Origin of the sequence: Microbulbifer rhizosphaerae, from assembly GCF_014191725.1 — a bacterium.
GTDB classification, from domain to species: domain Bacteria; phylum Pseudomonadota; class Gammaproteobacteria; order Pseudomonadales; family Cellvibrionaceae; genus Microbulbifer; species Microbulbifer rhizosphaerae.
Genome location: NZ_JACHWZ010000001.1, coordinates 13,788 through 26,107, shown reverse-complemented (window position 1 = coordinate 26,107; position 12,320 = coordinate 13,788). Strand labels below are relative to the sequence as shown.

Sequence of the window (12,320 nt, the reverse complement as noted above, 5' to 3'; positions counted from 1 at the left end):
GTATTGATCGCGAAGGTTAATAGCAATCATCGCCACTTGGTCATAGTTGTGGGGAATGAAATTCGGCATAAGCTGCCTCCCTGTAGGCGTTGCCTATCATATCTCAATTGGTGCCGAACTCATATTTGTCTATAGCTTTAGAAGCGAAATATTTATACTTGTAATCCGGATAGGGCGGGGGCTCATGAACCCGCTCTCCTCATCGTTTGCACCTAGAACAACCTTCCGGGAGAATTTACCGCCCTACAAAAACTGTCTTGAAATGCCTATCGACTTCGGTCTTTGGTGGGCACGTCGCTACGCTCCTTTGCCCATCTTACAAGCTAGCCCTCTCCCCCAACCCCTCTCCCGAAAGCGGGAGAGGGGAGCTAATCTTTCGAGATTCGGGCAGGAGAGATATTTTCAGCGCACCTTCGCCCGGATCTCCTCGGCCCGGGAAACCCTATCCCGCTCTGCGATATGAGAGAGCAACAGTGAGGCGGTGCCCAGCAGTCCGCCCATGGATTCGCCGTAGCGGCTGCGATTGAAATAGAGGAACTGGCCGTGGCGGACGGCGAATAGTTGACGCCATTGGGCGGATTCGCGGAAAGATGCGGTCTGCTGTCGGGTGTTGAGCAGGGGTTCGTAGGTGTCGATGATAAAGTCCGCATCGAAATCCCCCACGCGCTCCAGGCTGTAGGGGACGTGGAAGCGGGCTTTTTTGTAGGCCTTGGGATGACCCAGGCCCAGGTCGCGGATGGCTTCGTCTATACCGCCGCGGCCGATCAGTTGAAAATTGTCTTCGTAGATTTCCAGGGTGGTTACGGTGATGGAATCGGGGTTTGGCACCAGGCGATGGAATTCTTCCAGCATCCAGCGGTACTGTTTGAGCTGGTCCTGGTAGCTGCCCCGGCGGCCGACCAGGTCGGCCAGTTGCCCGGCGTATTTCTTGATGCCCTCTTCCTGTACCGGGAGTATCACCACCGGCGCTATGGCCGAGAGTATCGGCTTCAGTTCCCGATGGTAGGAAAGGCCGAGAATCAGGTCCGGCTTGAGTGCGGCGATGGCCTCCAGGTCCGGCGACTTGTGGCCGCCCACGTACTGAATACCGGAGACGTCGAAGCGGTGCTCGACGCCGCGGAACAGCGGCTCGGACATCAGCTTTTTGCGGCCGGTGGAGCCGCAGGGTTTGACGCCCAGTTCCATCAGCTGCACGGTGAGGCTGAAGTCGTGCAGCGATACCACGCAGCGGGGGTTTTTCGGCACTTTTACTTCGCCGAAACGATTTTTGAACACACGGGTCTCCGCCGCCTGGGCAACAACGCCAAAGGCCATTACCAGCAGCAGCAACAGGGTTTTATTCCAGGACATCGCTTTCTCCTACTTCTTATTCAGTTCGCAAATTCCCGGCGGCGGGCTATCAGAAAAATAAAATAGGGGGCGCCCACTATCGCGACCACCAGCCCCGCGGGCAATTGCAGCGGCGCGAATACCCAGCGCCCCAGGGTATCCCCGATCAGCACCAACAGCGCACCGCTGAGCGCGGCCAGCGGCAGCAGTATGCCGTGGCGGTCCCCGCAGCACTGCCGGGCCAGGTGCGGCCCGATCAGGCCCACGAATACCATGGTACCCGCGGTGGCCACAGCGCTGGAGGTGAGCATCACACTGGCCAGCAGCAGAACAGCCAAAGTGCGGCGCTGGGAGAGGCCGCGGCTGGAGGCCACCGCCGGCCCCAGCTGCAACAGGTTGAGCTGGCGGAAGGCGAACATCGCCGGCACCCCTGCGAGCAGGAACCAAAGCGCCAGCACCCGCACCTCGGTCCAGGTGACCTTGTGCAGGCTCCCCCCGAGCCACATCAATGCCGACTCCACCCGGTCGATATCCCCGTAGGTGAGCAGCAACTCGGAGACAGCCTGCAACATGGCGGTCGTCCCTATTCCCACCAGGATGAGGCGCAGCGGCGAGAAATCCCCCCGCAGGGCCAGCATCAGGATGAACACCGCCACCACCAGGCCACCGGCCAGTGCGGTCAGCGGCAGTAGATAGACGGGCACCAAGCCGGGAAACAGCACCAGGGACATCAGCATGGTGACACTGCCGCCGGCCTCCACGCCGATCAGCCCCGGGGCCGCCAGGGCGTTGCGGGTAAGCGACTGCAGTATCACTCCCGCCAGGGAAAGGCAGGCCCCCACCAGCATGGCGGCGAGGATACGCGGCATACGCAACTGCCAGAGCACCTGGTGTGCCATCGCACCTTCACCGGAACCGGACGGTTGCCACAGGCCTGCCCAGACCTGCTGCCATCCCAGGGGAAAGCTGCCTATGGTCGCCGCGGCCAATACAGCGGCGAAGAGCCCCAAGGTAGTCAACAAAATCCAGCCCAGGTCCAAGGGACGGAAGCGCAGGGAAAATTCCCCGAGGCGCAGCGCCGCCGGGGCGGCCCACCTCATTTCACCCTCCTGATCACCAGGGCGATAAATAGGGGCCCGCCGATCATCGCGGTGACTATGCCGGTATTGATCTCGTAAGGCCGCACCGCAACCCGGGCCAGCAGGTCGGCCAGTACCACCAGCAGGGCCCCCACAATTACCGAGTAACCGAGTATCCAGCGGTAGTCGGCGCTCACCACCAGGCGCACCGCGTGGGGCACTACCAGCCCCACGAAACCGATGGGGCCGGCCACGGCCACCACACTGCCAGACAGCAGCACCACCGCCACCAGCCCCACCACCTTCAGCCGCAGGATATTGACCCCCAGCCCAGCGGCAGCCCGCGCTCCCAGACGGTGAGCGTCCAGCGAGCGCACCTGGGACAGGGCCAGCAGCAGGCCGATTACCAGGTAGGGAGTTACCTGCAGGAGTTTGCTTACGTCGGCGGCGCCGATGGCGCCGGTGAGCCAGTGGCGCAGCTTTTCCAGCCCCTGCTGGTCCAGCAGCAGGACGGTGGCGGTCATCGCCGAGAAGAGCGCGGCCACCGCGGCCCCGGCGAGGGTGAGCCGCACCGGATTGTGGGCGCGGCCGCCCAGCAGTGCCACTATCACCGCGGCGGAGACCGCGCCCAAGAAGGCGTACCAGGGGAGATAGGCGAAATCGGTTCCGGGCACCATCAGCAAGCCCGCCACCACAAAGAAGGCGGCGCCGCCGTTGATGCCGAGTATGCCGGGGTCCGCCAGGGGGTTGTCAGTGATTGCCTGGATCAGCACGCCGGCGACCGCCAGCGCCGCCCCTACCACCACGGCCACCAGCAGCCGCGCCAGGCGGCTGTCGCGCACCACGGCGTGGTCGAGGTTGGTTGGGTCGTATTGGGACAGGGCCTGCCAGGTGGTGGTCCAGTCCAGGGCCTTGGCCCCCAGCCCCAGGTGCAGGAAGGCGGTGAACAGCAGCACTAGGCCGAGCAGGCCCAGGCCGGCGAACGACAGCCAGGGCCGGCGCGCCGGCGACAGCTCGGCCGCGTCGCTCACAATCTGGCCTCCCGCGATACCAGTTCCAGTTCGGCGGATTCCGTGCGCGGCACGCAGAGGGGGTTGCCGGAGTGCGGGTCGCGAATGATATGCGCCCTGAAGCCGAACACAGCTTCCAGGTTGTCGGCGGTGAAAACCGAGGCTGGCTCGCCCTCGGCGTGGATGCCGCCGTCCCGGAGCATGATCAGGTGGTCGGCGTAGCAGGCTGCCTGGTTCAGGTCGTGCAGCACCGCCACTACGGTCTTGCCGCGGGTGGCCAGGTCCGCCGCCAGTTGCAGCAGTTCCACCTGGTGGGCGATATCCAGGTAGGTGGTGGGTTCGTCCAGCAGCAGCACCGGGGTGTCCTGGGCCAGGGTCATGGCGATCCAGCAGCGCTGGCGCTGGCCGCCGGACAGTTCCGTCAGGGGCCGTTGCAGCAAGTGTCCGATATCGGTCAGGGCCACGGCGGCATCCACCGCGCGCTGGTCTTCGTCCGACCACTGCCGCCACCAGTTCTGCCAGGGGTAGCGCCCCTGCATCACCAGTTCCCCGACGGTGAGGCCGACGGGGGTGCCGGTAATCTGCGGCAGTAGGCCGATGCGGCGGGCGATATCCCGACGGGAGAGGCCGGCGAGTGGGTCAGTGCCGAGGGAGACGCTGCCGCTGTCGGGCTTCACCAGTTGCGCCAGCACGTTGAGCAGGGTTGTCTTGCCACTGCCGTTGGCGCCGACCAGCGCGGAGAAACGGCCGGCGGGTATCGACAGGTCGATGCCGTCGAGTACACGCTGGGTTCCGAAACGGACACTGATGCCTCTGGCGTTTAGCAACTGGCTGGCTCCCCTGATAAAACTGCCGCGCCACCCGAAGGTGGCGCAGCTTTTTCCAGCGACAGGTTATACCACAGGGGTGGGATCGAATGGGACCGAATCGAGGTATCCGGATAATACGACCCCGCCCCGCCGCTCCTACAGGGCATGTCCTCAATTCAGTGCCATCCCGCGAAGGGATTATTTTTTACAGCTCATACCGCACGCTGGCATACACCGTCCTCGGCTCGCCGACATTGATGCGGAAAGCGTTGAGGTTCGCCGGGTAATATTCCTTGTCGGTGAGGTTCTTGATCCCCGCCTGCAGTTTGACCTGCGAGTCACTCGAAACCGGCAGGTAGTACCACGCGGCCAGGTCGAAAACCGTGTAGGAGGGCAGCTTCCAGGTGTTGGCGTCGTCCCCCTGGCGGCTGCCGGTATAGACCGCGCCCGCACCCAGGCCGAGGCCGCGCAGGCGGCCGTCGACAAATTCGTAGGTACCCCACAGCCGTGCGGAATCCTCGGGAACGCCGTAGGGAGTGTTACCCTCGTTGTCCCGGCTCTCTTCGCCGTCGTCGATGATTTCGGCATCCACGCGGGCGTAGCTGAAGATCAGGTTCATGCCGTCGACGACCTGCACCGATCCCTCCAGTTCGATACCGCGGCTGTCCTCCTCACCGTTCAGGCGCAGCTGCAGGTTTTCCGCCTTGGCCACGTTGTGCCGGTTGAGGTCATACCAGGCCAGTGACAGGCGCACGCGGTCGTCGAACAACTGGCTCTTGATGCCCAGTTCCACCTGCTTGGCCTTTTCCGGATCGAGGTTGTCCGGAGAGGTCACGCCGGCGGTAATGTCGGTGTAGTTGGGCTGGAAGGATTCACTGTAGGCGCCATAGGCGGATACACCCGGTACCACTTCATAGAGAACACCGAGCTGGCCGCTGAGATTGTGGTTGTGGTCGGATTCCTCGCGTTTTTCCGGCGTCGCATTTTCCACGAAAGCGACGGCGCTCAGCGCGGTGTAGTAGGCGGTCTGCTCGGCCTCGCGCTCGAAGTAGTCGTAGCGCAGGCCGGCGAGCAGGTTTAGGCGCTCGGTGAGCTGCGCCAGGTTTTGTACCGACAGGCCGGCCTCCTGGGTCACTTCGTCGTTGCGGCTGATTTCCGTCTGGGTTTTCGGCGCCGCCAGCGCGAGCTGCTCGTCCGCATAGATATCGATGACGTCCACGCCGTAGGTGTAAATGCCGGGGATGCCGGCTCCGGTCAGCGCGAGGCCGTCGGTGTGGTCTACGCCGCGGCGGTAGTAGTTGGCGCCCACGTAAAGATTGTTGTCCACACCGCCGAGTTCAAAGGTGCCGCTGAGGCTGTTGGAGACAAAGAAATCTTTTTCGGTAACGTCCAGGTTGCCATCGTGGGTGCGCGCCAGCAGGCCGTTGTTTTTCTGCACCGCGCGGGTGGTCAGCCCGGGGTTCAATCCCGCCGCCGGGCGGGCTTGGTAGTCGTCGAATTTTTTCTCGAAGGCACCGATCTTGAAGCGGTTGGTCCAGCCGTTATTGAAGTAGTGGTCGTAATCCATCTGCACCAGCAGGTCGCGGCTGTCGCGGATATCGAATTCGCTGCCCAGGCGCCGCTCCCGCGGGATATCGGCGATTTCCAGTTCGCCGTTTTCGTTTTCCACCGCGACAGTGCCGCGGTCGATGGGCACTTGCTGATCGTTCAGGCTGATCCGGAAGGTAACTTCGTCCCGCTCCGTGGGCATCCAGGTGAGCGACGGGGAAATGCTCAACCGCTCGATGCTGGTCGCTTCGGTGCCGTCGGTGGTGTTGACTTCGCGGAAGGTCTCCGAGTCCTCGACCGCGACCACGGTTCTGTAGAGAAGCCTGTCGGAGCCGAGCCGGCCGCTGCTGTCCAGTGTCAGCTCCCGGCCGCCGTGCTCGTTGAGATCGAGCTGCACGGAAGTGGCGTTCTGGGCCCGGGGCTTTTTGGTGACCACGTTGATAATACCGCCGGGGCTGACCTGCCCGTGGAGGATGGAGGCGGGGCCCTTGACTACTTCCACCTGCGCGATATTGGAGACGTCGATCTGGTAGCGGGCGCTGACCGGGTTGCCATCCACGAACAGGTGGTTGTTGGCGATGCCGCGAATCAGAAACTCGTCCTCGGCGCCGCCGAAGCCGTGAGCGCGGGTTACACCGGCGACGTTGCGCAGCACGTCGTTCAGGTTCCTGGCGTTCTGGTCCAGGATCACCTGTTCCGGGATCACCTGTACCGAGCGCGGCAGTTCGTCGGTATCCGCATCGAAACCGGTGGCGGCCTCGGATTTGTCGAACACGTAGTTGCTCATATCGGTGCCGTACACCGCCACCGTCTCTATTCTTTCGGAGGATTCCTCGGCTTCCGCTGCGAGGGCTGGCAACTGAGCCGCCATGGCGATACCGGCGCAAAGCATCCGGCTTCCGCCCCAAATCAGCCGCCGGTTCTTGTTCGTATGGCCCATAGCACCTGGTTCCTTAGTCGGTTCTTTTTCTGAGGTGCGAAATACTACCATTTGATACGTTTAATGATAATACTTATCATTAAGAAATGACGCATTCCCTCCTGTCCCTCTTCTGCCTCCCCTGCGCCGGCGCATCCTCCGCCATGTACCGTCCCTGGCGAACATTGCTCGGCGGGGGAATCGAACTGATTCCGCTGGAATATCCTGGCCGCGGCACCCGGTTTGGCGATCCCTTCGCGACGACGGTGGATGGGCTGGCGGCGGAGATGGCCCGGCGGGTGCGCGCGCAGGGCGCTTCGCACTACGCGCTTTTTGGGCACAGCCTCGGCGCCGTTATCGCGTTTGAAACGGCGTGCCAGCTGCGGGAGCTGGGCCATCCACCGGCTCGGGCGCTGATTGTCTCCGCGCGCCGCTCGCCGGAACTCCCCGTCCCTCCCCGCCGCCTGCACGACGCGCCGGACAGTGAACTGATTGAATTTCTCCGCGAACTCGGGGGCACTCCCGAGGCCGCGCTGCAAATGCCGGAAATGCTGGAACTGCTGCTGCCGGTGCTGCGCGCGGATCTTCGTCTCTACGAGAACTACCACTTCCGGCGGGGGTTGCCGCTGGACTGCCCTATTTACGCGCTGGGGGGCCGGGAGGACAGCGGCACTTCGGTGGAAAATATGCGGGCCTGGAGCACCCACACCCGCAGCGATTTCAGCCTGGAGTTATTCGAGGGGGGACACTTCTATCTTCAGGAGCACCAGTCCGCAGTGCTGGAATACCTCAACAGGCTGCTCACCGATGGATCGGAGGTTTCGGCAGCGGAAACCGGGGAGACCGTCGGCTCGCCGTGCACCTGAAAATAGCGCACGCCGCAATGGGGCTCTAGCGGAGCGGCAACGCTCAAGTGAAAGTCGCCCCCCTGGCGGCTCCAGCAGTGCCAGCGGCTTCCATTCACTGTGGCGGACGCGAATTCGTCCGACAATATCTCGCAGCAGAAACTGGCCGGGGGGGTGGAAAATCCGGTACCCAGCGCCTTGAGGATGGCCTCCTTCACCGTCCACAGGCGAAAAAAGGCAGTGTGAAAACACCCCTGCCCCGCCAGCCACTGCCGCTCCCGCGGGTGAAAAACCTCCGCGGCCAGGGCTTCGCCGTCATTCAGCTCCCGCTGCCGCTCGATATCCACCCCCACCGGAAAATCCGCCAGCGCCACCGCCAGGCAGGACCCGCTGTGGCTGAGGTTGAATTGATACCGGTGGACGGGATCTATGCTGGGTTTTCCGTGCGGCGAGCGGGCAAAGCGCCAGTCCCCGGGGGCGGTGGTGGCATCGTAATGGCTGATCAACAGGCGCTTGAAAGTGTGCGCCTGCACAAAGGTGCGCCGATCCACCTCCCGCAGGAACCGCTCACTGCGCTCGCGCTCCTCGCGGCTCAGGCAGGGGGGCAAATCGGGGAATTCGCGGGTGAACCAGATATCGAGCACAGGAAAAACTCTTTTAAATATAGCGCTGCCAGAACTGCGCCGTGCCCAGTTCCTCATCCAGCGCATAGGGCTTGAAGCCGGACCTGCGGTAAGCGGTCTGCGCGGGTAGGTTCTTTTCCAGCACCTCCAGGGTCAACTTGCAGCAACCGCGGCTTTTCGCCTCGCGGGCGACAAAATCCAGCATCGCGGTGCAGACTCCCGCCCCCCGCGCCGCGGCACTTACCACCACATCGTGAATATTCACCAATGGCCGGCAGGCAAAGGTGGAAAATCCCATAAAGCAGTTCACCAGGCCCAGCGCCCGGTCACCGTCGTAGGCGAGCACACTGAAAGCGCCGGGGAATTCCGCCAACCGCTCCAGCAAATGCTCGCGGCAAAAATCGGACATGGGCTCGCCGCCGCCGAAAGGGTCCCGCGCGTATTCGTCCATCAATGCCAGGATATCCTCCCCCTGCCGGGAATCGCGGTAGTCCGCCATCACCACCTGCACCCGCGCCGCCACTTCACTCATTGTTGTTCTCCTGCTCTCCACATCCCGCCATTGCATCGCTTCTCCCCGGAAAAAACCGCCGGTAACTGCTAACCCGCGCCCGCTGTGCCAACAACCAGCGCACCCGCTTCCGAAACCGGGACAGCGGACCCGCCCGGTAAAGGCGGCGGCGGTGTCGGTGAAAACGGCTATGTCTCCTTGCCATCGATCAACCCTCCCTTGTTGTTCGTGGCAGATTAACAAAACCGGGACGGATTCGCTTGGCCGGGGACCACAAAATGGCTATCCTGCCGCACTAATGAACATCCAGTCATGAATTGACACGAAGTTAAGCGATAACCCTGATGCGAAAAGCCCCCCGGTAGCAGGGCCGCCCAGGTCTCAACTTAGTGCCATTGCATCCAGTCATTGTTGGGGAAACCGCGTTGCGCCCGCTCAAGCACCTGATCGAGAACAATTTGCAGTGGTCTCTCGCCACCCGGCAGGAAAAACCGGATTTCTTCCTCAAACTGTCGAAACAGCAATCGCCGGAGTACCTGTGGATCGGCTGCGCCGACAGCCGCGTGCCCGCCAATGAGATCGTCGGTCTTCTACCCGGCGAACTCTTCGTGCACCGCAACGTGGCCAACGTGGTGGTGCACACGGACCTCAACTGCCTCTCGGTAGTGCAATACGCGGTTGAGATTCTCAAGGTCAAGCACATTATCGTCTGCGGCCACTACGGCTGCGGCGGCGTGCAGGCGGCGCTGGATAACCAGCAACTGGGGCTGATCGACAACTGGCTGCGCCATATCCAGGACGTGCGCGATAAACACCACACCCTGATCGACCTCTTCCAGCAGAGGGAGCGAATGGATCTGCTGTGCGAGCTCAACGTGCTGGAGCAGGTGATCCACGTGTGCCAGACCACCATCGTGCGCGATGCCTGGAAGGCCAAGCAGCCGCTCTCGGTCAACGGCTGGGTCTACGGTCTCGAGGACGGTTTGGTGCACGACCTGGGCATCTCCATCACCCATCCCGGTGAAATCGCCGAGATCTACCACAGCGCACTGACCAATATCGCCCAGCGCGACAGCGAATAGAGCCGCATCGAGAGCCAGGAGAGTGCCGCCAGGCACAGGCGCAACAACTATTGCGACGTCCTCCGGAGGATTTTTTCGCTTATTTTTCCTAATATGTCCGGCCGATTTATTGGTAATCTGGCTCTGCCAGATTTTTTATCGCGGGCCTTAGGTTCACAAACTACTCATCGGCTCTCCAGGACGGGGGGCGCCTCACAGAACTCTAAAGCTCGCTTGTGTGAAGGTTGCGCCGGGGGGATACATGTCTGATTACCGCGTTTGGGAATGCCAGATTTGTGGCTGGATCTACGACGAATCCAAGGGCTGGCCGGAGGACGGCATAGTGCCCGGCACCCGCTGGGAGGATATTCCCGACGACTGGTGCTGCCCGGAATGCGGCGTCGCCAAGGCGGAATTCGAGATGCAGCCGGTGGCCTCCGAGCCCCGCCGGGAAGAACCTGAAATCAACGCTCCCGTCCTGCAAACCGAAACCGCCGAAGCCCCCGCGACCGCCGCCGGCTATCGCATCTGGGAGTGTATGGTGTGCGGCTGGGTGTACGATGAATCCAAGGGCTGGCCGGAAGACGGCATAGCACCCGGAACCCGCTGGGAGGATATTCCCGATGACTGGTGTTGCCCCCAGTGCGGCGTCAGCAAGGAAGAATTCGATATGGTGCTGGTGAACGAGGCCGAGCCGCAGCCGGCGGCCACCCCCGAAAGCGCCACCAGAGAGGGAGACCCCGTGGTGATCATCGGCACCGGCCTCGCCGGCTACCACTTGGCAAAGGAATTCCGCAAACTGGACAGTCACACACCACTGGTAATGATCACCGGCGACGACGGGACCTCCTACTCCAAGCCCCTGCTCTCCGCCTCCCTGGCCCACGGCAAAACCCCGCAGCAACTGGCCACCGCCTCCGCCGAGGAAATGGCGCGGGAATTGAACGCGGAAATCCTTGTGCACACCCGTGTCACCGGCATCGACGCGGAACCCAGAGTCCTCACCCTGGTACCCGAAGGCGGCGGCCACAGCGCGGAACTGCGCTACGGCAAACTGGTGCTGGCCACCGGCGCCGGCTGCCGGCCCCTCCCCCCCATCGACGGCGACGGCCGCGCGCGCCTGTTCCGCATCAACAGCCTGGGAGACTACCACCGCTTCCGCACCGCCCTCGTGGGGCGCCGGCGGGTGCTGCTGCTGGGCGCCGGGCTGATCGGCTGCGAATTCGCCAACGACCTGACCCAGGCCGGCTACGAGGTGGAGATGGTGGACCCGCTGGACTGGCCCCTGGCCACGCTGCTGCCGGAGGCCGCCGGGCGCGACCTGCAGCGCACCCTGGAGGCAGCCGGTGTCCGTTTCCACGGCAACACCCGCGTCACCGATCTTTCCCGCGACGGCGGGGGGCTTCGCGCGCGGCTGGATAACGGTGAAACCCTACACGCCGACCTGGCCCTCGCCGCTCTGGGTCTGCATGCCAATACCGGCCTGGCCGAGGCCGCCGGCCTGGCGGTGGACCGCGGTATCCTGGTGGACCGCCACCTACAGACCAGCAACCCCGACATCTACGCCCTCGGAGACTGCGCCGAGGTGGACGGCCACCTGCTCTACTTCGTGGCCCCCCTGGTCAGCTGTGCCCACGCCCTGGCCGCCACTCTCACCGGGAATCGGAGCAAAGTACACTACGGCGCCATTCCCGTGGCCGTGAAAACCACCCTGCGCCCCACCGTGGTCTGCCCCCCGCGCCGAGGTGCCGAGGGCGATTGGCAGATCGACGCCGGCGAGGACGGCGTGCGCGCGGAGTTCCGCGACGCCGGCAACCGCCTGCTGGGCTTCGTCCTGACCGGCAGCGCCATCGCCGCCCGGGACGTACTGACTGCCGAGTGCGCGCCGCTAATGGATTAGCGGCCACGCCCCAAACAATGCAATACGCGCAAACGAGCCGCTTTTCCCGTAGAATGGCCGTCACGACCAACTTTGCACAAGAATTGACCAGAAGTATGACGGCAGACAGCACTCAAGCCCTCTCCCCGGCCCTCTCCCGGAGCCGCGCCCTGCGCGACACCCTGGGCCAGTTCGCCACCGGCGTCACCGTGGTCACCACGCGGGATGCCGACGGCCAGCCGGTGGGCATGACCGTCAACAGCTTCAATTCCGTCTCCCTAGAGCCGCCGCTGGTGCTCTGGAGCATCGACAAACACGCCCTGAGCTACAACGCCTTTACCGCCAACGAGCACTTTGCCGTGCACGTACTCAAGGCGGACCAGCAGCATATCTCCAACCTCTTCGCCGGCCGCGGCACCGACAAATTTGGCCAGATCCACTGGCATTCCGGCCCGGCGCAACTGCCACTGCTGGACGACTGCGCCGCCCACTTCCACTGTCGCCGGATGCAGTGCATTGACGGCGGCGACCACACCATTCTGCTTGGGGAAGTGCTGGAATTCACCGCCAGCGGCGGTGAACCGCTGGTCTTCCACCGGGGCCGCTATCGCGCCCTGGCTGGGGACTGACTCCCGGATTGCCAGTCAGGCTCATTTCAGTGCCAAATCGTAACTACTTCACCCCGACAGTCCCCTCTCACCCTTTGG

Annotated in this window: 11 protein-coding genes; 4 read left to right on the top strand and 7 right to left on the bottom strand. The window is 63.3% G+C overall.

The window, feature by feature from the left end; all coding sequences use genetic code 11:
* Positions 1 to 402: 402 nt before the first annotated feature.
* From FHS09_RS00095 to FHS09_RS00075, 5 genes are all read right to left on the bottom strand, one after another.
* On the bottom strand, positions 403 to 1,350 hold the full coding sequence (locus FHS09_RS00095) for an ABC transporter substrate-binding protein (RefSeq protein ID WP_183455516.1): 948 nt from the start codon (positions 1,348 to 1,350) through the stop codon (positions 403 to 405).
* A gap of 20 nt (positions 1,351 to 1,370) precedes the next feature.
* Complete coding sequence (locus FHS09_RS00090) at positions 1,371 to 2,429, bottom strand: FecCD family ABC transporter permease (RefSeq protein WP_183455515.1); 1,059 nt, start codon at positions 2,427 to 2,429, stop codon at positions 1,371 to 1,373.
* The gene (locus FHS09_RS00085; protein WP_221191702.1) at positions 2,426 to 3,439 is read right to left on the bottom strand and encodes an iron chelate uptake ABC transporter family permease subunit; all 1,014 of its coding nucleotides are present in this window, start codon (positions 3,437 to 3,439) and stop codon (positions 2,426 to 2,428) included. The genes FHS09_RS00090 and FHS09_RS00085 overlap by 4 nt, the downstream gene beginning before the upstream one ends.
* Positions 3,436 to 4,245 carry an ABC transporter ATP-binding protein gene (locus FHS09_RS00080; RefSeq protein ID WP_183455514.1) on the bottom strand — a complete coding sequence of 270 codons (810 nt, stop codon included), beginning with the start codon at positions 4,243 to 4,245 and terminating at the stop codon, positions 3,436 to 3,438. Before FHS09_RS00080 ends, FHS09_RS00085 begins: the two co-directional genes overlap by 4 nt.
* Before the next feature lie 187 nt (positions 4,246 to 4,432).
* Positions 4,433 to 6,715, bottom strand: coding sequence for a TonB-dependent siderophore receptor (locus FHS09_RS00075; RefSeq protein WP_183455513.1), 2,283 nt, complete (start codon positions 6,713 to 6,715; stop codon positions 4,433 to 4,435).
* Between the two features lie 86 nt (positions 6,716 to 6,801).
* Between FHS09_RS00075 and FHS09_RS00070 the strand changes: the two genes are divergently transcribed.
* Positions 6,802 to 7,560 carry a thioesterase II family protein gene (locus tag FHS09_RS00070; RefSeq protein ID WP_183455512.1) on the top strand — a complete coding sequence of 253 codons (759 nt, stop codon included), beginning with the start codon at positions 6,802 to 6,804 and terminating at the stop codon, positions 7,558 to 7,560.
* Here the strand turns inward: FHS09_RS00070 and FHS09_RS00065 are convergent.
* Complete coding sequence (locus FHS09_RS00065; protein ID WP_183455511.1) at positions 7,452 to 8,183, bottom strand: 4'-phosphopantetheinyl transferase superfamily protein; 732 nt, start codon at positions 8,181 to 8,183, stop codon at positions 7,452 to 7,454. The two genes, FHS09_RS00070 and FHS09_RS00065, sit on opposite strands and share 109 nt — an antisense overlap.
* A gap of 13 nt (positions 8,184 to 8,196) precedes the next feature.
* Entirely contained in the window at positions 8,197 to 8,694 is a 498-nt protein-coding gene (locus FHS09_RS00060; protein WP_183455510.1) for a GNAT family N-acetyltransferase, read from the bottom strand.
* 404 nt (positions 8,695 to 9,098) lie between these two features.
* Between FHS09_RS00060 and can the strand changes: the two genes are divergently transcribed.
* The 3 genes from can (at position 9,099) to FHS09_RS00045 (ending at position 12,242) form a co-directional block, all read left to right on the top strand.
* Positions 9,099 to 9,755: a carbonate dehydratase gene (gene can / locus FHS09_RS00055; protein WP_183455509.1), complete on the top strand. Its 657-nt coding sequence runs from the start codon at positions 9,099 to 9,101 to the stop codon at positions 9,753 to 9,755.
* Positions 9,756 to 9,996: 241 nt separating this feature from the next.
* The gene (locus FHS09_RS00050; protein WP_183455508.1) at positions 9,997 to 11,634 is read left to right on the top strand and encodes an FAD-dependent oxidoreductase; all 1,638 of its coding nucleotides are present in this window, start codon (positions 9,997 to 9,999) and stop codon (positions 11,632 to 11,634) included.
* Positions 11,635 to 11,729: 95 nt separating this feature from the next.
* Complete coding sequence (locus FHS09_RS00045) at positions 11,730 to 12,242, top strand: flavin reductase family protein (protein WP_183455507.1); 513 nt, start codon at positions 11,730 to 11,732, stop codon at positions 12,240 to 12,242.
* Positions 12,243 to 12,320 lie beyond the last annotated feature (78 nt).

Bases quoted from the DNA above. Each gene is read 5' to 3' on its own strand.
- FHS09_RS00075 (WP_183455513.1), bottom strand. From the start codon at position 6,715: ATGGGCCATACGAACAAGAACCGGCGGCTGATTTGGGGCGGAAGCCGG.
- FHS09_RS00095 (WP_183455516.1), bottom strand. From the start codon at position 1,350: ATGTCCTGGAATAAAACCCTGTTGCTGCTGCTGGTAATGGCCTTTGGC.
- FHS09_RS00050 (WP_183455508.1), top strand. From the start codon at position 9,997: ATGTCTGATTACCGCGTTTGGGAATGCCAGATTTGTGGCTGGATCTAC.
- FHS09_RS00090 (WP_183455515.1), bottom strand. From the start codon at position 2,429: ATGAGGTGGGCCGCCCCGGCGGCGCTGCGCCTCGGGGAATTTTCCCTG.
- FHS09_RS00045 (WP_183455507.1), top strand. From the start codon at position 11,730: ATGACGGCAGACAGCACTCAAGCCCTCTCCCCGGCCCTCTCCCGGAGC.
- FHS09_RS00070 (WP_183455512.1), top strand. From the start codon at position 6,802: ATGACGCATTCCCTCCTGTCCCTCTTCTGCCTCCCCTGCGCCGGCGCA.
- FHS09_RS00060 (WP_183455510.1), bottom strand. From the start codon at position 8,694: ATGAGTGAAGTGGCGGCGCGGGTGCAGGTGGTGATGGCGGACTACCGC.